General features: G+C 61.5%; 22 protein-coding genes. 6 read left to right on the forward strand and 16 right to left on the reverse strand.

The features are described from left to right. Positions 1–67: 67 nt before the first annotated feature. The 15 genes from ACYQ47_RS02835 to sctC all read right to left on the reverse strand — a co-directional run bounded on the left by ACYQ47_RS02835 (position 68) and on the right by sctC (position 12,992). Positions 68–493, reverse strand: a complete 426-nt coding sequence (locus ACYQ47_RS02835; RefSeq protein WP_459904393.1) for a hypothetical protein — start codon at positions 491–493, stop codon at positions 68–70. Then, positions 490–1,821, reverse strand: coding sequence for a FliI/YscN family ATPase (locus tag ACYQ47_RS02840; protein ID WP_250510004.1), 1,332 nt, complete (start codon positions 1,819–1,821; stop codon positions 490–492). The genes ACYQ47_RS02835 and ACYQ47_RS02840 overlap by 4 nt, the downstream gene beginning before the upstream one ends. Next, on the reverse strand, positions 1,821–3,896 hold the full coding sequence (locus ACYQ47_RS02845) for a flagellar biosynthesis protein FlhA (RefSeq protein ID WP_459904394.1): 2,076 nt from the start codon (positions 3,894–3,896) through the stop codon (positions 1,821–1,823). Before ACYQ47_RS02845 ends, ACYQ47_RS02840 begins: the two co-directional genes overlap by 1 nt. A 17-nt stretch (positions 3,897–3,913) precedes the next feature. Further along, complete coding sequence (locus tag ACYQ47_RS02850; protein WP_459904395.1) at positions 3,914–4,654, reverse strand: EscU/YscU/HrcU family type III secretion system export apparatus switch protein; 741 nt, start codon at positions 4,652–4,654, stop codon at positions 3,914–3,916. A 15-nt stretch (positions 4,655–4,669) separates the two neighbouring features. Beyond that, positions 4,670–5,395 carry an EscT/YscT/HrcT family type III secretion system export apparatus protein gene (locus tag ACYQ47_RS02855; RefSeq protein WP_310393184.1) on the reverse strand — a complete coding sequence of 242 codons (726 nt, stop codon included), beginning with the start codon at positions 5,393–5,395 and terminating at the stop codon, positions 4,670–4,672. 2 nt (positions 5,396–5,397) lie between these two features. After that, complete coding sequence (sctS, locus tag ACYQ47_RS02860) at positions 5,398–5,673, reverse strand: type III secretion system export apparatus subunit SctS (protein ID WP_244828251.1); 276 nt, start codon at positions 5,671–5,673, stop codon at positions 5,398–5,400. After that, positions 5,670–6,320 (reverse strand): EscR/YscR/HrcR family type III secretion system export apparatus protein, encoded by a 651-nt coding sequence (locus tag ACYQ47_RS02865; RefSeq protein WP_244828249.1) that lies wholly within the window; start codon positions 6,318–6,320, stop codon positions 5,670–5,672. Before ACYQ47_RS02865 ends, sctS begins: the two co-directional genes overlap by 4 nt. After that, a complete protein-coding gene (locus tag ACYQ47_RS02870) occupies positions 6,317–7,300 on the reverse strand; it encodes a FliM/FliN family flagellar motor switch protein (protein ID WP_459904397.1) in 984 nt (327 codons plus the stop codon). The genes ACYQ47_RS02865 and ACYQ47_RS02870 overlap by 4 nt, the downstream gene beginning before the upstream one ends. Continuing rightward, positions 7,297–8,052 (reverse strand): FliH/SctL family protein, encoded by a 756-nt coding sequence (locus ACYQ47_RS02875; RefSeq protein ID WP_459904398.1) that lies wholly within the window; start codon positions 8,050–8,052, stop codon positions 7,297–7,299. The genes ACYQ47_RS02870 and ACYQ47_RS02875 overlap by 4 nt, the downstream gene beginning before the upstream one ends. Further along, on the reverse strand, positions 8,046–8,627 hold the full coding sequence (locus tag ACYQ47_RS02880; RefSeq protein WP_250466919.1) for a hypothetical protein: 582 nt from the start codon (positions 8,625–8,627) through the stop codon (positions 8,046–8,048). The genes ACYQ47_RS02875 and ACYQ47_RS02880 overlap by 7 nt, the downstream gene beginning before the upstream one ends. Next, positions 8,624–9,466, reverse strand: a complete 843-nt coding sequence (gene sctJ / locus ACYQ47_RS02885; protein WP_459904399.1) for a type III secretion system inner membrane ring lipoprotein SctJ — start codon at positions 9,464–9,466, stop codon at positions 8,624–8,626. Before sctJ ends, ACYQ47_RS02880 begins: the two co-directional genes overlap by 4 nt. After that, entirely contained in the window at positions 9,466–9,789 is a 324-nt protein-coding gene (locus tag ACYQ47_RS02890) for a hypothetical protein (protein WP_250466923.1), read from the reverse strand. The genes sctJ and ACYQ47_RS02890 overlap by 1 nt, the downstream gene beginning before the upstream one ends. An 80-nt stretch (positions 9,790–9,869) precedes the next feature. Then, entirely contained in the window at positions 9,870–10,241 is a 372-nt protein-coding gene (locus ACYQ47_RS02895) for a hypothetical protein (RefSeq protein WP_244828241.1), read from the reverse strand. 136 nt (positions 10,242–10,377) lie between these two features. Beyond that, positions 10,378–11,475 carry an FHA domain-containing protein gene (locus ACYQ47_RS02900; RefSeq protein ID WP_459904401.1) on the reverse strand — a complete coding sequence of 366 codons (1,098 nt, stop codon included), beginning with the start codon at positions 11,473–11,475 and terminating at the stop codon, positions 10,378–10,380. Beyond that, positions 11,472–12,992 (reverse strand): type III secretion system outer membrane ring subunit SctC, encoded by a 1,521-nt coding sequence (gene sctC / locus ACYQ47_RS02905; RefSeq protein WP_459904402.1) that lies wholly within the window; start codon positions 12,990–12,992, stop codon positions 11,472–11,474. The genes ACYQ47_RS02900 and sctC overlap by 4 nt, the downstream gene beginning before the upstream one ends. 511 nt (positions 12,993–13,503) lie before the next feature. Between sctC and ACYQ47_RS02910 the strand changes: the two genes are divergently transcribed. Then, entirely contained in the window at positions 13,504–14,265 is a 762-nt protein-coding gene (locus tag ACYQ47_RS02910; protein ID WP_459904403.1) for a hypothetical protein, read from the forward strand. 202 nt (positions 14,266–14,467) lie between these two features. Here ACYQ47_RS02910 and ACYQ47_RS02915 read toward each other — a convergent pair whose 3' ends face one another. Beyond that, positions 14,468–15,550, reverse strand: a complete 1,083-nt coding sequence (locus ACYQ47_RS02915) for a DUF1521 domain-containing protein (protein ID WP_459904404.1) — start codon at positions 15,548–15,550, stop codon at positions 14,468–14,470. 576 nt (positions 15,551–16,126) lie between these two features. Here ACYQ47_RS02915 and ACYQ47_RS02920 point away from each other — a divergent pair. The 5 genes from ACYQ47_RS02920 to ACYQ47_RS02940 all read left to right on the forward strand — a co-directional run bounded on the left by ACYQ47_RS02920 (position 16,127) and on the right by ACYQ47_RS02940 (position 22,961). Continuing rightward, a complete protein-coding gene (locus tag ACYQ47_RS02920) occupies positions 16,127–17,593 on the forward strand; it encodes a YadA family autotransporter adhesin (protein WP_459904405.1) in 1,467 nt (488 codons plus the stop codon). A gap of 145 nt (positions 17,594–17,738) precedes the next feature. Then, complete coding sequence (locus tag ACYQ47_RS02925) at positions 17,739–18,284, forward strand: fimbrial protein (RefSeq protein WP_459904406.1); 546 nt, start codon at positions 17,739–17,741, stop codon at positions 18,282–18,284. Between the two features lie 82 nt (positions 18,285–18,366). Next, the gene (locus ACYQ47_RS02930; protein ID WP_459904407.1) at positions 18,367–19,110 is read left to right on the forward strand and encodes a fimbrial biogenesis chaperone; all 744 of its coding nucleotides are present in this window, start codon (positions 18,367–18,369) and stop codon (positions 19,108–19,110) included. A gap of 219 nt (positions 19,111–19,329) precedes the next feature. Further along, on the forward strand, positions 19,330–21,843 hold the full coding sequence (locus ACYQ47_RS02935; protein WP_459904408.1) for a fimbria/pilus outer membrane usher protein: 2,514 nt from the start codon (positions 19,330–19,332) through the stop codon (positions 21,841–21,843). Then, positions 21,840–22,961, forward strand: coding sequence for a fimbrial protein (locus ACYQ47_RS02940; RefSeq protein WP_459904409.1), 1,122 nt, complete (start codon positions 21,840–21,842; stop codon positions 22,959–22,961). The genes ACYQ47_RS02935 and ACYQ47_RS02940 overlap by 4 nt, the downstream gene beginning before the upstream one ends. Positions 22,962–23,129: the final 168 nt, after the last annotated feature.

Raw genomic sequence — 23,129 nt, forward strand, 5'->3', positions numbered from 1 at the left:
CGCGGTGCCCGGGCGATGAGACGCGATTGCACGAGGGTCGTCGGCCATGCTGGCCGCGCCGATCGGTTCATGGATCGTCGTCGTCGTCCTTAAAGCAGGCTAGCGCCGCTCTTTCATGGGCGCGTGCGTCGTCGTGCTTCTTTATGTCACGCTGCAAGGCGGACATGGCGGAACGGACGTTCGCCTCGGCGCGCAGCAACAAGGCTTGCGCCTGCAAGACCGACGCGTTCAGCGCCGCTGCCTGAAGCCGATGCGCGTGTAAAGCGCCTCGCCATGTCGCAGCACCGCCATGCTCGTGCGAGCACAAGGCGAGTAGGCGCGGCAGTTGTGCGGCATGGTTGCGCAGCAGTTCCGTGCGACGGGCTACTTCGTCTCGTGCCTCGCGTGCGGCCTGTCGCGCCTGCGCGAGCGTTGCCTCGCCGCGCCGCACCCGCAGCCCGCGTACGCGCGCAAGCACCGCCCAGCGACGCAGATCTCCGGCGCGGCCCGTCACGTGGATGTATCGGCGCCTTCGCCGAGCGCCTGCAATGCCGCGATTGTCTTATCGAAAGCGACGTGGCTGTCATGACGCTGCCGAAGGAAGGCCGTAATGGCCGGATGACGGTCGATGGCCCGGTCGCTCGCGGCATCGCTGCCGCGCCGGTATTCGCCTATCTGGAGCAGCAGCTCGACGTCCCGATACCGCGCGAGCCACTTACGCACGCGCTGGGCGCATGCGCGATGCGACTCCCCGGCGACCCGCGTCATGAGCCGGCTCTTGCTCTGCAAGATATCGATGGCGGGATAGTGTCCCGCGGCGCCTAAACGCGACGAGAGCTGGATATGACCGTCGAGCAGCGATCGCGCTTCTTCCACGATGGGATCGGCGAGATCTTCGTCCTCGGCAAGCACGGTAAAAAACGCAGTGACGCTGCCACGACCGAGCAGGCCGCCCATTTCGACGATTCTCGGCAGTTCCGCGAACACGCGTGGCGGATAGCCCCGCCGCACGGGCGGTTCGCCCACGGCGAGGCCGACTTCGCGCAGGGCGCGCGCGTAGCGCGTCAGCGAGTCGAAGAGCAGCAGGACGTGGCGACCTTGGGAACGCAGCGCGGCCGCGATCTCGCAGGCTAGACGCGACGCGCGGATACGTTCGGCCGCTGGACGATCCGATGTCGACGCGACGACGACAATCCGCTCGCGTTCATGCAGATGGTCATGCACGAACTCATTGACCTCACGCCCACGCTCCCCGACGAGCGCGATCACGATGGCATCGGCTTGTGCGCCGTTCGCGATCATGCCGAGCAGCGTGCTCTTTCCGCCGCCCGCGGTTGCGAAAATGCCGACACGCTGTCCAACCCCGCAAGTGAGCAATCCGTCTATCGCCCTGACACCGGTAACGAAGGGTTGCGCGATCAACGGGCGGTCGAGCGGATTGATCGCGGTCGTTGCGTCGAAGCGCGCGCTCGAATGGGCAAGCGGCGCGGGCGGCCCGCCATCGAGCGGCTTGCCGAGGCCATCGAGAATGCGCCCTTGCAAGCGCGTTGCATCTAGCCGATTCCAGTCGAGCCCGCATCCCTCCACGCGCGTGATGTCGGAGAGTCCCGCGAGTCCGGATAGCGGCATGACGAGTGCGCCGTCCGGAGCAAAACCGACTACTTCGCCTGTTTGCTCCTCGAGTGTGTCGGGCCGCACGAGTCGCACACGTTCGCCGATTCGCAGCGACGCGCCGACCACGCGGACGATCACGCCACGCGCCTCCACCACGCGGCCGTGAAGCGTCGGTCCGGCCATCAAGCTGCCGACCGGCTTTGCGTCTTCATCAGTCGTCTTGCGCATTATGGCCTCGTGAAGGTAACCGAAGCGTTGATGCGGTAGACGTCGCGTGGAATCTCGTCTATGGCGAGCACATCCATGCGGATGCCGATCGCTCCCAGCACCTGCGATAAATGCGGCCGTAGAATCGCCGAGGTGAGTAGCAGCCTCACGGGCGTGGCCGCACCGCTCAAAACGCGGCGCAACGTATCCAACTGCATGAAATCGAGCGGGCAATATGGCTCGCCGTCCGAGCCGTGGCGAATGCTGGCTTCGAGCTCGTTCTCCCACTCGGCTTCGAGCACGCCGCCGCGAATCTCCCAGGTATCGAGGTTCGCATGGGTACGCGCGATTTGATGGCCGAGTTCGATACGGCTTTCGCGCACCATGCGTTCGAGGGTTTGTTCGTTTGCGGACACGCGCAGAATGGCTTCGAGGATGCCACGCAGATTGCGGATCGACACGCGTTGCTGCAGCAACTGCCGCAGCACGGCCGCGAGCCGGGCTGTCGTGATCCGTTGTTCGATCTGCGCGACGAGTTCGCGAAACTCGGGGCTCAGACGATTGAGCAGAAAGCGCACCTCTTGCGTGCCGATCAGGCGCGGTGCGCACCGCTCGAATATTTCGATGAGGTGTTGAGCAAGGACGTCGTCGGGCGTGGCGGTATTCAGAACGGAGGCATTGAGCGACGCGGCGGCGCCGGCCGCGATCCACACTGACTTCTCGAATCCCGGTCGATACCCCGACGGGCCTTCGGCCGGCACATCCGCCGGGCGTCCGCTCGCCAGGACGTGCTGGGGCATGAGCGTGCCGCTCGCGAACGGTACATCGTCGACATCGATGATGTAGCGCTCGGCGGCGAGCCGCTCGTCGATCACGACGGCAAGGCCGGGAAAGGGCAGGCCGAAGCGCGTGTTGAGATGATGGCGCAGCGTGCCGAGCACGCGGTTGAACGCATCGCGCGGCACGGCTTTGAAGGCATCGTTGCCAAGTCGAAGGCGCAGCACGGTGCTCGTTCCAACCTCGGCCTCGTCGAGCAAATGGGGCATGTACCGGCTGCCGTCGCGCGCAAGCGCGGGCATGGGAGCGCGTGCCTCGTCGCGCGCCCGTTGCGCCGCGCGCATGAGCACGAAGCCAAGTCCTCCGAGCAGCGCGGCCAGCAGCGCAAACTGCGCATGCGGAAAGCCGGGAATGAGCGCCAGTGCCGCGCAGCACGCGCCCGCCATGACGAGTGCGTGAGGCCGAAGCGTCAACTGCTCGTAAAGGTCCGTGCCGAGATTGGTGGCGCCGCTCGCGGGCGATACTCTCGTGACGAGCAGGCCTGCCGCGATCGACACGACGAGCGATGGTATCTGCGAAACGAGGCCATCCCCGACAGTCAGGATCGTATAGACCTGCAAGGCGTCGCCAAACGGCATGCCGCGCTGCCCGATGCCAACCGCGAGTCCGCCCACGATATTCACGAGCGCGATCACGAAACTTGCAATGGTGTCGCCCTTGACGAACTTCATGGCGCCGTCGAGCGATCCGTAGAAATAGGTCTCGCGTTCGAGTCCGGCACGCAGCAGCGCTGCCTGCTCGGCGGTGATGAGCCCACTTCGCGAATCGGCGTCGATACTCATCTGGCGTCCTGGAATGCCATCCAGCGTGAAGCGCGCCGCGACTTCCGCGATGCGGTCCGCACCCTTCGCGACCACGATGAACTGAATCGCACAGAGCACCAGGAAGACGACGATGCCGACTGCGACGTTGCCGCCCGCGACCAGCTCGCCGAAAGCCTGGATGATTCGCCCGGCGTGCGCCTGGAGCAGGATCATCTTGGTGGATGCGATGGCCAGCGCGAGACGCAGCAGCGTGGTCATGAGCAGAAGCGCGGGAAAGCCCGGAAGATCCGCCGCGCGCGACACGTAGATCGTGGAGAACAGCATAACGAAACCCGCGCAAAAGCTCATGCCGATGAACAGATCGAGCAGGAACGGCGGGATGGGCAGAATCAGCAACGCCAGCACGCTGATGAAACCCGCGGCTGCCGCGATGTGTGCGTGGCGCGCGATCTGTCGGGGCAAGCTGGCAAAGAGAGGAACGGATGGGCGGTTCATGATTCCGGATTCGGGGTTTAACGGTTCAGATCGCGATGAAGCGCGCGTCGCCGGCCTTTGACGTAGGGGTCGCCGTGTTCGTCGCGGTATTCGCGTTTGAGTTCTTCCTTGTCCATGCGCAAACGGCGCTTTCTCAGCACGTGCTGCATGGCATAGTCGGCTACCGCGGGCGCGGCCTGCGAAAGCGCAACCAGCGCGAGCAGACGGGAATGGCTGAGAGACGCGAGCGCAAGCTGGGATAGCGGATCGAGCGAATACGCCGGCTCGATCTGCACGAGCCATTCTGCCGTCACACGCCAGGCCACGAAGATGAGCACGGCGAACTGGAACAGCATCAGTACGGTCTCGAACGCGACCTTCAAGCCGAACAGATTCTTCAGCCCTTCCACCGGGTTCAGACGCTTGAGATCGAGCGCGATCCGCCTGAACGACACGAGTCCACGCGTTTGAACGAGTTCAGGTATGACGTTGGCAAGCATGCCGGCACCGAGCATGATCAGCGCTCCCTTGCCCGGTTCGAGCAGCGCATTCAATACGGCCTTGAACTGCCACGCGAACGACCGGCTGGCGTCCAGTCCCGACACGGCGTCGATCATGTGGACGAAACCGGAGAACGTGTGTGGCGCTTCGAACGCCAGCAGCAGCCACCACAGCGCGGCGCTCATCGCGGTGCTCAAATGGGCGCTCTTCGCAATGTCGCCGTCGGTTCGGGCGCGCAGCAGCCGGCGAGGCGTGGGCTTCTCGGTTTTGTCGCTCATGTCGACCGGTGCCTCCTATTCGAGATTCAGCGAGACGGCGAAGATGCGCGCGAGTCGATCGAGGATCGCTGGAACGCACGCCATCAGCGCGAAGGAGAGCACCATTGCCTTGAACGTACGCGCAGTGGAAAACGGATTGAGACGCTTTGCATGCCGCGACGCGAGTCCGAGCGAAACGTCGGTGAGCAGCATCAAGGCGAGTAACGGGGCCGAAAGCTGCAAGCCCTGCGCTAACGACTGCGGCAGACGCGTTTCCGAGAACATGGCGAGAAGGCGCGCGAATCCACCGGGATACGGACCGCCCGGTGGCCAGATCGACCACGCGTCGGCGAAGACTCCGCACAGTGCGACAAGACCGTGGCCCGTAAAGAGCGTGAACGCCGCGAATTGAGTAAAAAGCGTTTGAAACGCGGCGGATTCCTGCTGAAAGTTCGGGTCATAGACCGCGCCCACGCTATAGCCGCCTTGTTGATCGAGGATGGCGCCCGCCGTGGAGGCCGCATGAAAGACGACGCCGAAACCGAGTCCTAGCAAAAGACCGATGCCAGCTTCCATGACGCTTGCCGCAAGCGGTTCGTGCGGCAATCCCGCTTGCGCGGGCAGCACCGCGAAGATCAGCACGAGCGGAGCACGCAGTGTCACACCGAGCGCTCCGTCGTTACCAAACGGAATCAAGGCGAGCGCCACGGCTGGACGAATCATGCAGAAGGCGAAGCCGCTCAATTGATCGAGGATGTTCATGGTCAATGCGTGCGGCCCGAGGCGATCATCGTGAAGATATGGCTCAAAAGACGCGCGACTTCCCGGTTTGCCCACGGCGCCGTCACGATCAGCACGAGTCCGACGCACACGATCTTTGCACCGTACGGCAGACTCTGATCTTGGATCTGCGTGACCGATTGCAACAGACCGAGCAAAAGGCCGACCGCGGTCGCGACGGCGAGCATTGGCAACGAAAGCCAGAACACGAGCAACAGCGCGTCGGTTGCGAGCGAGGTAAGGGAAGGAAGCGAATTCACTTGGCGTAACCGAGAATGAGTGCATGCATGAGTCTGGGAATGCCGGAGGCGGCCACCAGCACGAAGAGCTTGAGTGGAATGGAGACGGTGCTCGGCGAGAGCATCATCATGCCCATGGCGGTCAGCACGTTCGCGACCACCAGATCGATGACGAGAAAGGCGATATAGAGCAGGAAGCCCGCTTCGAAGCCGCTCGAAATCTCGCTGATCAGAAACGCCGGAACGAGCAGCGTGAAGTCGCTTTCTTGCGCGTCGCGAGCGGGATCGGTGCGCTTTGCCGCGTCGAGCAGGAACGCACGTTCTGCCGGGCGCGAGTGCGCCAGCATGAATTCCCCGAGCGGTCCACGAACGGCGTCGATCATCTGCGGGAGGGGCGGCAATTGCCCGCTTTCGACGCGCTCGTCGAGGGAGAGCGCGTCGCCGATAGCGTGCAGGGTAGGCGCCATCACGACCAGCGTTGCCGCGAGCGCGAGCCCCGATATCGCCAGATTGCCGGGCGCTTGCTGCACTCCGAGCGCTGAGCGCAACAGCGTGAGGACGATGCTGAACTTCGTGAACGAGGTGCACATGATGACGACGAGCGGCGCCACGCTCAGTAGAAAGAAGACGCCGACGAGCTGCAGTTGCCCGGTTTGCGCTCCGATCATGACGCGACATCCGGATGGGCGGATTGCAGCACGCTCGTGATCCGCACGGCCAGCACATCGTCTATGTTCACCAGTTCTCCCTTGGCGAAGGGCAATCCCTGGCACAACAGCGTGACCGAGCGCTCGCGCACCGAAAGCTGCAGCGACACCAGCGAACCCTGTCGCAAGCGGCTGAGTTCGTATAAGGACAGGCGCATCGAGCCGATCACGGCGTCGAACGGAAAAGTGAGGGCTTCGACCGGAATGAATTCGCTGGTCAGTTCGGATGGCTGATTGTCTTCGTTGAGAATGGGGCGATCTAGCACGATCTGATCTCCAAGAGTTTTCAAGAGAATGCGCTGCGTGCCGTTGCGAAGGGGCAAGCGCAGGTATTGAACCGATTTGTCGAGCACCAGCGCATCACCGGCGCGAATGCGCCGCAAACGCAAGAGCGTGAGCGTTGGCCCGGCGACGCAGACCGGAATGCTGACGACGATCTGGCGCGCAAGCGCGCTCGAATTGCACCGCGGATCAGGCTGGCGCCGCAGCCAGCGATCCACTGCCTCGCAGTGAAATGACAGGCTCGCCGTGCGTCCGCTTTGGACGTGCGTAAGCGCGAGGCCATAGGCGCCCGGCGCGGGCGACGCGTCATAGGAAACGCCGGTTACATCGAGCGCGAAGCCGAATGCGCCTTCCAGCGCGCAAAGCCAGTCCTCGCACGCGTCGGCAATCAGCTTGTGTGCGAGCTTCCCGGTCTTTTCCAGACTCTGGCGCGAAAGTTCGGGGATAAGCGCCCGCGCATCCAGATCGAGTACCAGCGGCTGACCGCAGGCCATGCCGTGAAGACGCAGCGGATAGTGCGAGCGACATGGCTCGAACGCGAGCGTGTAGCGCCGATGGCCGACGCTCACTGGCACGTCGGCGCCGAAATGCAAGGCAGCGATGTTCTGCCGCTCCGCCTGTTCACGTGTGAGCCGTTCGAGGCCGGCGAACGGATTCATATCGCGGCGCCCCCGTTCGTGGCATTGCACGCGATCCAGCCGGCCGGCGTGGCATCGCGGGAGAGGACGTCGAGCGTGTCGCGCAGTCCTTGCTCGATGACATCGAATTGCCTGAGAAGACGGTCGTCCAGGCGCGTGTATTCGTCGAGCACGGTGGCGATCGCATCGCGGATGCCGCGTTCGAGTGCGGCGAGCTGCTGCCGCAAGCTGCCATCGATTACGCCGATATCGGTTTCGACCACGCACGAACGCGGCGGCAGATCGGCGTCGCCAAGAACGGTGATGAGCGTCAGGCCCAGCTCGTCTTCCATCGCGCTGACTGCTTGCCTGGCTTCCTCGTAATCACATGCCGAGACGCGCACGGAGAGCGGCCGTTGCCCAGGCGCCGCTTGCAGACTGCGGCGAAGTTGATTCGGAAAGATCGCGCCGGCAGGCATGTCGCCGACGACGTCGCGTACGGCCTCGACGACGATCTTCACGAGGCGATCGTTCAAGCCACGAAGCGCAAAGGCGGCCGCGGCGGCCGGCATGGCGAGGTCATGCACCGCCGCTGCGCGGCCCGCGATGAAACCGCGTGCGAGCGCCTGCCGTCTGACACGCCGGGCGCGTTGCGCGAGGTCGGCTGCCTCTTGCCTCGCGCGTTGGGCATTCACGCGCTGCAGCGCGGGCAGGTCTTGCAGCAAGGCGAGATCGTTGGCGCAAATATAGCCGTCCGATTCGACCCGCCAGTCGGAAACTCGCCAGATCAGCATGGCCGCCTCTCTGTGTCGAGGAGTTGCAGTGCATCGCCGATCAATTCGAGCGCCGCTCGCGCCGACACGAAAGGCAGGCGCCATTGCGCCGCGGCCGTGGCGTACTCGCAGGGCAGACGCACTTTCATCCACAGCCGTTGTGCGTGGCCGCTCGTCGCGCGCAGTGCGAGCGCGATCCCGGCTATGCACAGGCTGCGCCGGTTGAAGAAGTCGACAGGGGAGTCGAGCCTCAGGTCGGGCTGCTCTCCGCGCCGATGGCACTGGAGCCGCGCGAGCGGCGGCAAGCCCACCGCGCCCGAGAATTGCGTGTGCGCGGCGGCGCTCACGAGAAGGCGCAGCGAGCGCGCGCACGCCAGCGCGGCGCACAGGCGCAAGAGTCGTCCGCATGCCGGGCGCGCGAGCGGCGCGGCGAACCACGGCAATTGCTTGGCGCCGGCCTCGGCGAGCGTCGGAAAGCGCGCGAAAAGATGCAAGGCGGCTGCGGCGCGGGCGCGCTCGCTGCGTGCAGGCGTGGCTCGTCCGCACCAGCTGTGATGCGCCCAGCCTGCGACGTCGAGAATGGGTAGGGATTTCATGTGCGGTCTTCGCGAGAATGGGAGGAGTCGTTGGCGGCTGCGCCCGGCTTCGGCTTCGCCGGCACGGCCTGGCGGGTTCGCCGCCTGAAAAACGTCACACCGGGTATGCGTATCCGCGGCAATGCGCGAATGCCCGAATCCCACACCCAGACGGCCAGGATCAACAGCAGCGCCATGACGGTCAGAACGATGAGGACACGCTCGACCTTGCGCTGATCGACAAGCGGTGGCGGACAGTGGCCCGTCTGCGCGCACAGATCGATTTGCGTGACGACCGGCATGACGGGAACGAGCGTCACGTAGACCTTGTCTTGCGTGAGCCCCTGCACCGCGCCGGCGACGAGCGCGCGGATCTTCTCGCGCATGGGCTCGAGATTCGCGTCGCTGCGATATCGCACCATGACAGACGCGCTCGGCAGCATCGGGGGGCCGAGTAGCGGATCTCGCTGCGGATCGACGATATGCACCCGCGCCACCAGCACGCCGTCGATCGTTTCGAGCGTGGCGGCCAATTCTTCGGTGAGACCATAGACGTAGCGCACGTGGTCTTCTTCGGGGCTCGAGATCAATCCCTGGCGGCTGAAGAGTTCGCCGAGATTGGCATGACTGGCGTGGGGCAAGGCATACGCGCCGGTCAGCTCGGTCGCGGTGACGGCTTCGTCTTCATCGACGGATACGGTCCACGTCTTGTCGGCGTTGCGCTCCTTCGAGCCTTCGACACCGTGTTGACTGAGGACCGCGACGATTCGGTTGGCCTGGTCCTCGTCCAGCCCCTCGTATAACGAGGTCTTGCATGCGCCGAGCAGGACGAGCGGCAGAAGAATGAGCGCGCGACGCATTACGTTCTCTGAGTGATGGATTGGATGGCGCTGCCTACGCTCTGGGCAAGATGCGACAGCGTAATCAGCGTGACCGAGTAATCGCTGACGGCGGCTTGCAGCGTGAGCATCTCGCCTGTCGTAAGCGGCCGTCGGCGGGTGGGATCGAGCAACGCGCCGAGGGGCGCGGCCGCTCCTTGCAAGGCGAACTGAGCTTGCTCGGCAAGGCGCGTGATCCCTTCGCCTCCCGTGCCGGCATCCAGTTGCGCCGGTGTGGCGGCGATCGCTGGCGGCGTCGCGTCGACCTGAAAAGATTGGATGGCTACTGCTTGCGAAAGCATCATCGTGAATATTCTTGGTTGGACAGGAAAATCCGGCGCGCGGGAGCCCCCGCATTGGAGGCCCCGCCGGTGTGTGCGTTGGCTTACTTCGTGTTCTGCGCGACGGATTTGTGTGTTTCCGCCAGGCTGCTCAAGATGGACGTCCCTTGTTGCAATGAAGACGTGTACTCGCCGACCTTCTTCTGCATGTCGAGCATGCTGGCGCTGCCCACGCCCCCGGCTCCGCCTTGCCCTCCTTGTCCGTTTTGGCCGCCTTGCGCGCTCTGCGCGCTAGCGTCTTGCTCCGATTGATTGATCGACTGGGCCTGCTGTTGCAGGTTTCGCTTGACGGCGTCCGCCACGCTTCCGAGCGACAGCGTGCCGTCGGGTGCGATCATGCTGCCGCCTTGGGCGCCGCCCATGCCATAACCGAACATGGCAGGGGTGTAACCGATATTTGCCGCTTGCATCGACATATTCTGCTTTCCTATATAAGTGATGGCGCGCTAAAAGGATCGTGCAGACTCCATGAACCTTCGTGCGGCGCGCCGACGCGCGAAGGGCAGCGCACCGGTAAGGGGCTGTCGGGTGCGGGTCCGGCGGCGTGAGCCGCTAGCAGGACTTGCCGAAACTCGTGCGTTGTGCAATCAGGACATAGATGCTTCCGTCATCGCGAATCACCGATGCGCCGCATGGGTCGATTCGCTCGATCCGTCCTATCGACAGATGCGCTCCCGCGAAATATCGGGCTCCTTGCTGGTCGGCGAGCCACGCGGCGTGCGGAGAATTCAGCAGATTCAATCCGAGCGCTTCGAGCGGAACACGCACGGGGCCGCTGTTGTTCTCGTGACCGTCGAAGCGCAACGCCTCTAATCCATCCACCTGTCCTTGCGCGAGCCGGTCGACCCGCGCGTAGTCCCATGACTCGGGTTGCAGATAGGCGTCCGCTGCGGGAAGTGTCGCGACGAACACGCCGGGCCGTTCGCCTGCACGCAAACGGACGCCGCGGTAGTACTTGTCGAGAAAATCGCTCAGTTGCTCCCGCATGCTGTCGATCACGGCGACGCGCACACGCACCGCGCCGCCGCGTGCGCGCGCGACGAGGGAAACGGCGCCAGGGTCGGCGGCGGTCTGTACGTAACCCTCGTAAACACGTGCGCCCGTTGTCTGATCCGTGCGCTGGCGAACGTTGCGAAAGGCGGGCTCGTCCAGAGGCGACGACCGTTTTTCTGAAGGTCTCGGAACAAGGTTATTCAGGCTGTACAGCAACGCGAATCCGAGCGGCACGACCGCTATCGCAAGCCATTGATAGCGAGGTATGCGCGCACACTTCCTTCGCAGCCACGTAAATGGCGCGTGAGCAAGGAGCCATGCAGATTCCGCGCTTTTCATGGCCTGCTCTGTCGGCGGGGCGCCGTTGCTGAACTGCAAGGCCGTCTCTCCCAGCCGGAATGTGGCACCGTGGCGCAACTGCGTTCGGGCGCCCACTTTGAGGGCTTGCCCGAATACCGCGATGTCGGCGTGAGCGGCACGCAGTTCGAGCCTGTTGCCGCGCAGTCGAACGCTCGCGTGATGTGGCGCGATGCCGGTATCCAAAAGGATCAGGTCGGCGTCGGCCGCGCTGCCGATTTGCAAGTCGCGATCCGCCGTCAGGGCGATGCTCGCGCCCGCATGCAGCCCGGAGGCGACGAAGAGCCGTGCGTCGGTCATTGCTTGCTCCCTTGCGATGCATGCGCGGCATTGCGTGGAGCGGCAAGCTGACTGGCCGGCAGTGGCGGCAACGGAGGAAACTCCGCATCGGGCAAGGGCGGGCGCGGATAGTCCTTTCCGGTGATCGCCGAGAGAGCGGGCACATCGTCGACGGAGAGTTCGGCCGGCGCCGCGGCGTCCGCTTTCAGCCGCTTCAATCGCGGTGTGATGAGGACGAGTCGCTCGGTGCGATCGAAAGATGTCTGCTCATCGCCGAAAAGCGTCCCGATGATCGGAATGTCGCCCAGGATAGGGACTTTCGATCCGCTCGTTTGCGTATGCTCGTATTCGTAGCCGCCGATCAGCAGGCTCTCGCCATCGCCCACTATGGCCTGAGTGATGATCGAGTTACTGTTGACGCGCGGTATGCCGTCAACCGACGCGTCGCCGTCGAAGGAGCCATCCTCGATCTGCACGCTGAGAAGAATCCTGCTGTGCTCGCCGCCGCCTTGCTCGACAGTGGGCGTAACCTTGAGCGTGAGTCCCGTGTCGACATTGAATAGATTGGCATCCTGATTACCTGCCACGCGAAAATAGATGGAATTGTGCGACGACAGGACTGCCTCGGCGTTATTGAGCGTCAGCACGCGAGGACGAGACAGGATGCGCGCGCGACCGGTTTTCTCAAGCGCGTGGATCTGCTCGTAGAGGAAGTGCGCGGAATTGCCGATCAACGTCGTCAGCGTGAGTCCCGCATCCACGCCGAGGGCGACGGACGACGCTCCCGGCAGGGCAGGCGCTACGGAACCACGCGTGTTTGACTGGCGGCTGGACGAAGCCCCAGCGCCCCAGCGGACGCCGAGTTCCCTGGCGGCATCGCTCGACACATCCATCACGAGAGCCGAGATTTCCACGAGATCCTGCGGCCGGTCGAGCATGGAGATGGCCTTCTCGTAGGCGGGCATCATCGCCGGTACGTCGTACACCACGACCGAGTTCGTGCGCGGGTCCGCGACGATGTTGCGCCTTGCCGGCGTCACGGCGGATTGGGGAAGTTCCGCCGGACTGTCATCCACCGAGGCATCTTGTGCGGTTTCCGTGAACCCGGGCACGCTCGGTAGAGGCGGAATCCCCTTGGCCATGCCGTGCAAGCTACCCGGGCGTCCGCGAGTGTTCGTCGCCGCCGGTCTCGCCACGCTCGTGTTTCCCATCAGCGTCCGGAGCAATGAAGCCACGCCCGCGATGGTCTGCTGACGATTCCCCGAGGTATAGGTGATGTCCTGTGCCTGGGTATAACGCAGCGGAAACACGCGTATCTGTGTCTGTTCGAGCGTCTGCTGCGGCGGCGGCAATTGCTCTTGGGCTTTGACGATCGCATTGGCCACGGCATCGACGTATCGGGACGGGCCGGTGACTTTCACGCTGTCGCCCGAAAAATGCAGAGGAAGATGCGGATCATCGAGATCGAGGTTGCGCAGCAGGGCGCTCACCGCGTCCCCCGACAGCGGCGCGAATGCATCCCTGGCAACGGCTGACACGGGTGGCGATGCCGCGGCTGGCGATGCGGCATCAGGCGACAGTTAAAGGTAAGGGCTGGTAACACTAATCGACGTAGGCGCACTGCATCGCGATGCAGTGCGCCTTAAGCACCACATTGCCACAGCCCTACCGTTGCGACTTTCGCCGACAGCTCGACTCGTACGCAAGGCTCCTGTTGTACGAAGATCGACGCGTTAATCGCATTTGCTTCATGCAAACGCGACCTTGATCATTTCGAGCGGCGCCAAACTCCATTTATTGCCTTGATAGCCTATAGAGCTCAACCCTCTCACGGATAAATTCCGCTATCCTAACAATTAGAGCAAGAGACGCTTCGTGCTCGGCGCGTGTCCATCGCTTTCAATACCCAATCATTTCCCACGGCGATGCCGGCGATTCATATTGGAGTCACCGTGCGCCAACGCGGTCATGCCACGAATTCACCGCCGCGAAGTAGGGCGTTGCAACGCGAGGCGGCATATCCTTGGTCAACGAAAAATGGAGGTCATCATGGATACGAACACACAACCCATCACCGGTAAGGAATCGCTTTGGGGCGACTATCAGCCTTCGCAGAGTCAGCTCAAGCTGGTCAACGCGAGTCCGACTTTCATCTCGGACATACATACAGCGAGTGATCGGATCGATAGCGGAGCCTATAAGCCCATTGCGATCAAAAGCGACTCAAGAGTGCAATTCGACCTGGTCGATAAGCGCGTCGTTCTCACGCCTGACTTTCTTAATTGGGAAGACACTGAGCAGATGGGAACCTTGTCTCACGAACTGGGCCATTTCCTCGACGATCCCGCCGAGAGGGCATTTGCGAAGGACTATGGAGTCAATCCGCGTGATCCGGACGCACACAATCAGGCGGCGACGCTCTTCATAAGAGCCCAAACGGTGGCGGAGGCCAATCAATGGAAAATCGCCCGGGAAGTCGAGCAGAACACAGCGACGCCCGGCAATCCTGGGACCAAGCTCAGTGGCAGCGCATCGGCTTGGACTGGCCCGGAGTTCGATGCGTTGTATGCAAAGTATCGCAACACTGGGCTCACGGATTCGCAACTTCAGCATCGGCTCACGACGAGCGTCATGGGTACTTTCGCAGGCGTTCCGAGTGACATGGGCGCGGGCAGCGAATACAACCGCAAGCACAGCCGGAAAGTGGCTCGAATGCGGGAGCTTCCGTTGACCAGTCGACGGCCGCGTCTCCCAATGACGCAGCTGAAGACACTTCCTCGGGCGATGATGCCTGAGTTAGCCGAGCGTTAATGTGCCGCCACCTCACAGCGTTGTCAGCGGTGAGGTGGCGGCTTTCGAGCAGACGAGCCGTATCGAAAGAACCGTCCAGTTAGCGAAGGTGAGACGCGACTGCCGCGCCGTGCGCGATCAATTGGCATGATGCCAGCGCCGCCGCCGGCGGCAGCTTCCGCTGACGCCGGCAGCCGACGCGCAAGCGCGCCGGGAAGGCTACTTAAGCCTTGAAGTCCGATGCGGTCACCGCCTGATGCGTCTGCGCATTGATCCACCCCGTGCCGCTCGAACTCGCGAAGAGGTTCATCCCATCGCGCGGAGTCTGCTGTGCCAGCGCGAAGCCGTCCTGACTGCGCTGCACGCTGAGCGGGGCGCTGTCTTGCTCGCTCAACCCATTGACGACATATGCCCGATTACCCTGCGTAACCGTCACGTTATCGGCGAAGGATACGTTCGAATTGCCGTTCGCCGGTGTCGTGCCGATGCTCACGCGGGTGTGATCCGGCAGGTTGAAGTCGATCGAGCCATTGAACATCCCGCTCGTCTGGTTCGGCGTACCCGAATTGAGATCGATATGCGGGTCGCCCCAGACCTTGGTTTGATTACCCGTCTTCTCATCGGTAAGGTTGATCGAGGACTTGGATTTGTCGAAGTCCAGCTTGTAATCACCAAGGTCAATGGACGATTTGCCGTCGTGTACGCCCGTGTCCGACCATTGGCTTCGTTGACCCGCCGCGCCGTCACAGGCGTCCCCACGCATCCGGTTCAGATAGCTGCTCGATTGCATGCTGCTGTATTGCATGTCCTGTCTCGGACTCTCACGCTCAAAGTACGAGTAATCGGCCGAAGTCGCCGACTGGCTGAATCCGTCCGGGCCGCGTGACATCTGCTGCGAAGAATCACGAAAGTCGCCGCGCATCTGGTTCGAAAAGCCGCTCGGTTGCATGCTGTTGTACTGCATGTCCCGGCCAGAACCCTGACGCTCGAACGACGAGTAGCTGGCCGAAGTCGCCGACTGGCTGAATCCGTCCGGGCCGCGCGACATCTGCTGCGTCGAATAACTGAAGTTCGAACTGGACATGCTGCTGCCACCGAATGCACGCGGCATGGCCGGCTGATTGAAGGGCTGACTGAAAGACTGGTTGAACGGCTGATTGAGCGACATGCCACCGTAGGGCATGGACATCATCTGAAGTGGCCGATTGCTCGAAAAAGACGAGTTCTGTTCGAAACCAGTAGTCGAGGACGGAAACCTCGGCAGGTTCATCGAGAACGAGGCACGGCTGTCGAAATTTGCTTGCATGGTTAGATATCCTTGTAAATAGGCGGATGTACATGACTGACTATCACAGAGCATCGGCGACCAATTTCGTGATGGCTTGAAATTGCCCTGCAGAGGCAGTGTAGGTTTCGCAGATCTGCCCATGCACTAAATATTCAACGCGCGCGAAATAAACCGACATCGGGGGTTCCCGTCGAACGACATCGCTCGCATGTCTTGCCCAAAAAGACGCACAAGTAATGAAGGAGTATTACCTTCTACGCGTCCGGGCTTCGTACGCTTCAGTCATGCGAATCACCTTCATGTTGGATGCCGCGTGCATTCGAGAAGTCGACCAAAATCTAATGAGGAAAACGAGTGACGTCATCCCGCGAATCGATCCACGTTGAACCAGCGCATGCCGCGGGTGTCGTCAAGACGGGCAGAGTGCGCAATGTCAAGCTCTTCAAACCGCGCGCGCTAACCGGTGCCGCGAAGGCTTTGCTCGTCGTGGGATTTGGCGGCACGGTTTCGTACGCTTCGGCGCAAGCCAGTGGAGACGCAGGTCACGAAAACGCAAGAGCGGCCAGGACGCGCGGTGATTATTCGTCGGTGGGCATGGACGATTCGAAATCGTTGAAGGCAGGCGCCATCGGCTCAGGCGTGTTGCAAGTCGAGTCATCCGAGCCGCTTCGATCGTTCGATTCCCCCAAGCTTCATTTGCGAGGCTGGCCGCACAATTCATCGTTCGCGCAACGCTTCTCTATTAGATCCGATGCAACGGCGAGCAACGAGCTGCTGGCTAATACGATGCATACGCGGCCTCAACATGCCGTGTTCTTCGCCGCCCCATTCGTGAGCAATGGGCTTGATAAAACCCCTGATTACGGCAAGGTATTCGACACACGCATGACCGTGCGTTCGTCCACGCCTTTATCGCACGACGCATCAAAACGCCGCGCGCCACCGGCCAAGCTTGCGGGCCATGTGCAAAGATTCACTAAACGGCACGCCGCCCACGCGCGAGTTCATCAAGGCGTTGGGACACCGATGCATTCCAAGCGAACGCGGCGGGTTGCACCGCGAGTCGCGCATCACGCTGCGGGCGCATGGAAGCATCATCACCACCCAGTGGTTTCGGGCAGCGACATGGTCACCGCGCGGGTTGATGACATCGCCGCGCACTTGGACCATACGCGGCACGACGCGCCGGAAACGTCGCTTTACGCACTGGGACAGCAGCGCGCTGCGCAAATGCCACAGATGACGCCAGCCTTGATGGCCGACGTCGGCAATGTCACCACGGCCGCAACCCATCCCACGAGTCGACTCGTCGCTACCATGTTGAGAGCGGATGAACCGGAAATCGTTGTCGGTGATGTGGTGAGTCGTTTTCCGGATCGAAAGCCAACAATGCGTTTGGAGGAGGCCACAAGCCTCACAACGAGTCTGGCCGCGCTGCCCGACTCAACGCCTCCGAATGCCGTAGACGTAAGCCATGCCGCGCAACGACCCGAACTGCCAGAAGGGCCACACGTTGCAATGCGGGCATCGATTGGCTCTCCTTCGACCAAAAAGACGGCAACCGTAGCGGTGGGCAGCGATGCAATCGCCCTTGGCGCACATGCGAGCGCTTTCGGCGATTCCGCGATGGCAAGCGGCGAAAATGCCGTGGCAATAGGTGCGAATTCGCTAGCCGACCGGGATAACGCGGTGTCGGTCGGCAGCACGGGCCACGAGCGCCAGATCACGAACGTCGGGGCTGCGACGACGCGCACCGACGCAATCAACCTTGGACAACTCAACGACGTTATCGGCGGCGTGAACGGTCGTATCGACGATGTCGACCGCGCCGCGCGACGAGGTATTGCAGCGGCTTCAGCACTCAACATTGCCACGCCGTATTTGCCGGGGCGGACCACGTTCAATGCAGGCATGGCGAGCTATCGCGGTCAGGCGGCGCTCGGTATAGGCGTTTCAAGCTGGAATCGTAAAGGAACGGTGAACTATAACCTTGGCGTTTCTACAGCAGGCGGCAATAGCACCATCGTGCGCGTCGGTATGGGCATCGTACTAGGCGCGTGAGCGAAGAGGAACTGCGAATCTTTACAACATCGAGGAGGAGCCGGGGTTGGCCAGATGACCCAACGATCCATTCGGAATCGAACTGGCAGTTTATGTAGTACTACCAATATCGCAAGAAATTCAGGTTACGTGGAGAATTTATCAAATGAAGAAATCTGTTGTCGCAACGCTTTTCGCGGGTGTCTTTGCCGTGTTTTCCGGCAGTGCTTTCGCATCTGACGGAACCATCACGTTCAACGGCGCGCTGACTGCCTCCACCTGCGCCATCAACGGCAATGGGACTTCGGCCAAGGACTTCACGGTCAAGCTGCCGACGATCTCGACCAGTACGCTGAAAGCCGCAGGCGAGACGGCCGGAACGACGTCCTATCAGATCGCTTTGACGGGATGCACCCCGGTGACGAGCTCCAGCAAGGCAGCGGTCTTCTACGAAGCCGGCACCTCGGTCGATCCCGCCGACGGCCGACTGACCGTCACGGCTGGCGGTGCCAGCAACGTCAAGATGCAGTTGTTGAACCTGGATGGCAGTCGAATCAAGGCGGGCTACTCGACCGATCTGCAAAACTCGAAGGCTGCCGACATCTCGTCCGGTTCGGCAACGCTTAGCTACAACGTTCAGTACTACGCAACTGGCGTAACCACCGCCGGTGCGGCCAACTCTTCTGTCGTTTATAGCATCGACTATCAGTAAAGCGACGTGCGGGCCACGGAGATCGTCATGTCATCGCGGCCCGCCGTTCACTGCAACGTCTTGACGACGAGACACAACGCCAATGAAACTCGCGATAAAGATCCTCACGATTGCAACCCTGAGCACGGTGATGCTCGCGCGCACGCACGATGCCGAAGCATCGGTGGTTATTGCAGGAACTCGCGTCATCTATAACCAAAGCGACTCCGAGGTCACGGTCAAGTTGACCAACAACGGCAAGCTCCCTGGCCTGGTGAAGGTGTGGATCGACAAGGGCAATCCGGACACCGCGCCTGACACCATCGAGGTTCCGTTCGCCATCACGCCGTCCATCATGCGGATCGATCCGGACAAGTCCCAGACTTTGCGGATCATGTCATCACGCGAGCCTTTGCCCGCGGATAGGGAATCGATCCTTTACTTGAACGTGCTGGAGGTTCCGCCGAAACCAACGGGCGATGAGGCGGACGCGAATCAGCTACAGCTCGCGTTCCGATCACGTATCAAGTTCTTTTATCGGCCAGGCGCACTGAAGGGGCAACCTGAAAGCGCGTCCGGACAGATCGTGTGGAGCATTAATCCTAGCGACGCCGCCAACAAGATCGCGGCATTCAATCCCAGCCAGTACTTCGTCTCTTTCGATCGAATCACGCTAACCGACGGCGCGCGCACCGCCGTGTTCGATGAGGGCGGGATGGTTGGTCCAGGTGAGACCCGAGTCTTCGCGCTAACCGGCGACATTTTGGGTCCAGGCGCGAAGTTGCACTACACAGCAATCAACGATTACGGCGGACCACAAGAGGGTGAGGCCGACTTGCAGCCGTGAGCAGGAGATATTGAAGCTGCTGACACACAAACGACAATGCGGTTTTGAAGCGAACCAAACGCCAATCATACAGACAGGACGCGTTGATGCAGGCCAGGTCTCATGCGTAAGGCTTGCCTTTGAGATGGAATTTCGGGATCCGTAATGAAAGCAAGAAAACATAAAAGCATTGAGCCTCAACCCAGGCTCAAGCCAATAAGTGTCTGTACGATACAGGCATTGGCGGCGATTGGTGTAAGCGCTCATGCGTGGGGTGCATCCGCGCAAGTTGCAGCGGTCGAATTCAACGAGCAATTTCTCGACACGGGCGACGGCGGGAAAGTCGACATTTCTCGCTTCAACCAGGGACAGCGCGTATTGCCTGGCACCTATCGCTCCGACCTCTACGTGAACGATGTCTGGAAAGGCAAGCTCGATATCGAGCTACGCGAATCCACGCCCGGGACCGGGACAGTGCATCCGTGCGTCACGACCGGATGGCTCGAAAAGTCCGGCGTGGACTTGAGGAAGCTCTCGTCCGAGGCATCCGCAAGGCTAGAGAACGACAGCGGGGAATGCCTTGAACTTCCCGACTTGATACAGAACGCGACTGCAACGTTCGACAGCGGCGAACAGCGGCTCGATGTAAGCGTGCCGCAGATCGTCATGCTCAAACGTGCGCGTGGCTATGTCGATCCGAAGTATTGGGATGATGGCGTGCCAGCCGCGTTGTTTCAATATTCCGCAAACGCTTATCACAGCGAGTCGGGAAGCGCCCGAACCGACACGCAATACCTCGGCGTCAACGCCGGTCTCAACGCCGGACCGTGGCGCTTTCGCTATCAGGGAAACCTTACGCGCGGGAATCTCGGCGGGCAGCATTATCAAAGCGTGCAGACTTACGTGCAGCGCGCGTTCAAGGACATCAAGAGCCAATTCATTGCAGGCGACACCTTCACCGACGGCGCGCTGTTCGACAGCTACGGCGTGCGAGGCGTGACGCTAGGCACGGATGACCGGATGGTTCCCGAGTCTCAGCGCGGCTATGCGCCGGTCGTTCGGGGCATTGCAAGCAGCAATGCGAAAGTGCAGATTCGCCAGAACGGCAACGTGATCTACGAGACGACGGTCGCGCCCGGTGCGTTCGAAATCGACGATCTCTACCCCACGGGCTATGGTGGAAATCTGGAGGTACTCGTTACGGAGGCGGACGGTACGACCCACGTTTCCTCGATTCCATATGCCGCTGCTGTCAACGCGCTGCGCCCAGGGGTAACACGCTATAGCGCGGCAGTTGGCGAGTATCGCGACCCGGCCGTCAGAATTCATCCGTTCGTATCTCAGTTCACGGTTCAGCGCGGCATGAGTAACCGTGTGACGCTGTATGGCGGCATCACCGGTGCGGACATGTATTTCTCCGCGCTCGCCGGCGTGGCGCTCAATACAAAATTCGGCGCATTCGGGTTCGACGTGACGGAATCGAGCGCGAGCTTCAAGGGCTTTGGAACACGGAATGGGACGAGCGCTCGCCTAAGCTATGCCCGAATGTTCGAGCCGACCAACACCAACATTGCAATCGCGGCCTATCGATATTCGACTGGCGGTTTTCTGAGCCTGCCAGATGCGGCCACGACGCGTCAACTGATCAGCGATCATCAGCTCGGTTCGATGTCCGCTCCTCAAAAGTCGCGCTTGCAATTCACGCTGAATCAAGGACTAGGCGATAGCGGACGCTTTGGCGCCATCTACGCGGTGGGCTCGCTCACGACATACTGGAACCGGACATCGCGCGATACGCAGTTTCAGCTCGGCTACAACAATAGCTGGAAGCGCCTGAACTACGGCGCGTCGGTCATCCGTCAATACCAGGTGGACAACAAGCGATGGGATAACCGCTTCATGTTGACGGCGATGGTGCCGCTCGGTTGGGGCTCGCACGCTCCTCAGTCGTCGACCAGCTTTCAGCACGACACCGGCAACGGCAACTCCAGCCTTCAGGAATCGGTGACGGGCACGCTTGGCTCGGACAGCGCGCTTTCATATGGCATGAATGCGTCGTTCAGCAATGGCGATCGAACGAGCGGCAATACAGCCAGCGTGGGTGGAAATCTAGGCTATGTATCGCCATTTTCCTCGCTGTCGGTCAATGCAAGCAAGGGACGCGACTACTCGCAATACGGCGCGGGCATTTCCGGTGGCGTGGTGGCCTGGCAAGGCGGCGCGGCATTCGCGCCAAACATGAGCGACACCGTCGCCGTCATCGAAGCGAAAGACGCGGCGGGTGCACGGCTCGCGAATGGCGCAGGTCTTCGTGTCGATCCATGGGGACACGCCATCGTCTCCGGCGTGCAGCCTTATTCCGACAACGAGGTCGAGATCGATCCTAAAGGGCTACCGCTCAACGTGCAACTCAAGTCGACCGTACAACGCGCTACGCCGACTGCGGGCGCCGTGGTGAAACTCGAGTTCGACACTGAGAACATGGGCAAGCCCGCCCTGATGCATGTTCTTCAGGCAAGCGGCAAGCCGCTTCCGTTCGGCGCGCAAGTTTCGGATGGCAAGGACGACACCGTGGGCACCGTGGCGCAGGGCAGCCGCATCATTGCCACCGGACTCAAGAGCGATGAGGGAACGCTCAATGTCAAATGGGGAGACGCTCCAGAGCAGCGTTGCGTGGTTCGCTACGCGTTGCCAAAAATGCCGCTGGCCAGCACGCCTAATTCACTTAGCATAGCTGATGGAGTCTGCCGATGATCCTCGACAAATCACGTGAGATCATAACTTCGATGAACCGCTTCAACACAATCGTCCGTGCCGTTGCACGGCATGCAGCGGCCTGGCTTATGCTGGCCGGAATGATTCCTTCCGCCGCATGGGCCAGTGCGTCTTGCCATTCCAACTACAGCGCGTTCACGCTTTCTTTTCCGTCTACGATAGCCGTGGCGCGCGACCTGCCCGACGGATCGCTTCTGAGTGCATGGTCCGTGTCTGCCGCCACTCCAAACTATTGGACCTGCACTGTGTCCGATGGCTGGTACACCGGAACCGATTTCGAGCTGGCAGGTATCGTCGCCGGTGCGCCAACCCGCTACAAAGCCTCCTACAATGGCGTCGAATTTTCGGTCTATGCGACTAATGTGCCTGGCATCGGGATCGCACTTGGAGGAACAGTCTATGCCGCTAAAACGCAATACGGCCCGTGGGACTTTCCGGTTCTAGGATACGAGAGAAACAATGTCGGTAGCCCGATGGACAATGGCGGACAGCTCATAGCGGCCCTCGTGAAGATCGGTGACGTTACCCCGGGTACAGTTTCCGGATTGATCGCGAGGGCGTTCTCGTGGGAGACCGCCGGGAAAAGTCCTCCTGGGTACAACGCGGCTTCGGGTTCGATCGACTTCAACATGACGCCGGTGATCATCACCGTTCTGACATGCCGCACACCCGATGTAACGGTGCCAATGGGCACACTAGCGCTGACGGACCTGCCGGCATTGGGACCCGCACCGCGCAAGTCGGCATCTTTCAATCTGAGCTTTGACAACTGTCCCGCAGGCACGCCCGTGGAGGGCACTACGGCGGGCATGATCCATAGTGTTCAATACCGGATCGATCCGGCGAATGGGACGGTGTCGGGCTTCAGCAATGTTGCGGCACTAAGCGGCACGCCTTCGGCAGGAGGCGTCGGCATTCAGCTATTCGACAGTGCGGGCGCGGCAATTCCGTTTGGAACGAACCTTACCTTGAATGGTTTCAACGGAGCAGTCGCTTCGAGTTACACCGTCGCAATGACCGCACGTTATTACCGGACAGGTCCGTTATCCCCCGGTCCGGCCAACACGACAATGACAATGACCATGTACTACCAGTAGTAATGCGATCGACGTGAAGATGTGCGCTCCCCGACCTCGCGGAAGGGGTAGATCGGCTCACTTGCGGGCCACGTTTATTTACTCGTTTAATCGAAGGAGTTTCAAAATGGAATCTATCAAGCGTGATGCCTTGGCTTACGCGTCGGTGGCCGGTGGCAGCGCGAAGGC

The organism is Caballeronia sp. HLA56, from assembly GCF_054655155.1.

Bases quoted from the DNA above. Each gene is read 5' to 3' on its own strand.
- ACYQ47_RS02840 (WP_250510004.1), bottom strand. From the start codon at position 1,821: ATGCGCAAGACGACTGATGAAGACGCAAAGCCGGTCGGCAGCTTGATG.
- ACYQ47_RS02845 (WP_459904394.1), bottom strand. From the start codon at position 3,896: ATGAACCGCCCATCCGTTCCTCTCTTTGCCAGCTTGCCCCGACAGATC.
- ACYQ47_RS02850 (WP_459904395.1), bottom strand. From the start codon at position 4,654: ATGAGCGACAAAACCGAGAAGCCCACGCCTCGCCGGCTGCTGCGCGCC.
- ACYQ47_RS02855 (WP_310393184.1), bottom strand. From the start codon at position 5,395: ATGAACATCCTCGATCAATTGAGCGGCTTCGCCTTCTGCATGATTCGT.
- ACYQ47_RS02865 (WP_244828249.1), bottom strand. From the start codon at position 6,320: ATGATCGGAGCGCAAACCGGGCAACTGCAGCTCGTCGGCGTCTTCTTT.
- ACYQ47_RS02870 (WP_459904397.1), bottom strand. From the start codon at position 7,300: ATGAATCCGTTCGCCGGCCTCGAACGGCTCACACGTGAACAGGCGGAG.
- ACYQ47_RS02875 (WP_459904398.1), bottom strand. From the start codon at position 8,052: ATGCTGATCTGGCGAGTTTCCGACTGGCGGGTCGAATCGGACGGCTAT.
- ACYQ47_RS02880 (WP_250466919.1), bottom strand. From the start codon at position 8,627: ATGAAATCCCTACCCATTCTCGACGTCGCAGGCTGGGCGCATCACAGC.
- sctJ (WP_459904399.1), bottom strand. From the start codon at position 9,466: ATGCGTCGCGCGCTCATTCTTCTGCCGCTCGTCCTGCTCGGCGCATGC.
- ACYQ47_RS02890 (WP_250466923.1), bottom strand. From the start codon at position 9,789: ATGATGCTTTCGCAAGCAGTAGCCATCCAATCTTTTCAGGTCGACGCG.
- ACYQ47_RS02895 (WP_244828241.1), bottom strand. From the start codon at position 10,241: ATGTCGATGCAAGCGGCAAATATCGGTTACACCCCTGCCATGTTCGGT.
- ACYQ47_RS02900 (WP_459904401.1), bottom strand. From the start codon at position 11,475: ATGACCGACGCACGGCTCTTCGTCGCCTCCGGGCTGCATGCGGGCGCG.
- ACYQ47_RS02910 (WP_459904403.1), top strand. From the start codon at position 13,504: ATGGATACGAACACACAACCCATCACCGGTAAGGAATCGCTTTGGGGC.
- ACYQ47_RS02915 (WP_459904404.1), bottom strand. From the start codon at position 15,550: ATGCAAGCAAATTTCGACAGCCGTGCCTCGTTCTCGATGAACCTGCCG.
- ACYQ47_RS02920 (WP_459904405.1), top strand. From the start codon at position 16,127: ATGGACGATTCGAAATCGTTGAAGGCAGGCGCCATCGGCTCAGGCGTG.
- ACYQ47_RS02925 (WP_459904406.1), top strand. From the start codon at position 17,739: ATGAAGAAATCTGTTGTCGCAACGCTTTTCGCGGGTGTCTTTGCCGTG.
- ACYQ47_RS02930 (WP_459904407.1), top strand. From the start codon at position 18,367: ATGAAACTCGCGATAAAGATCCTCACGATTGCAACCCTGAGCACGGTG.
- ACYQ47_RS02940 (WP_459904409.1), top strand. From the start codon at position 21,840: ATGATCCTCGACAAATCACGTGAGATCATAACTTCGATGAACCGCTTC.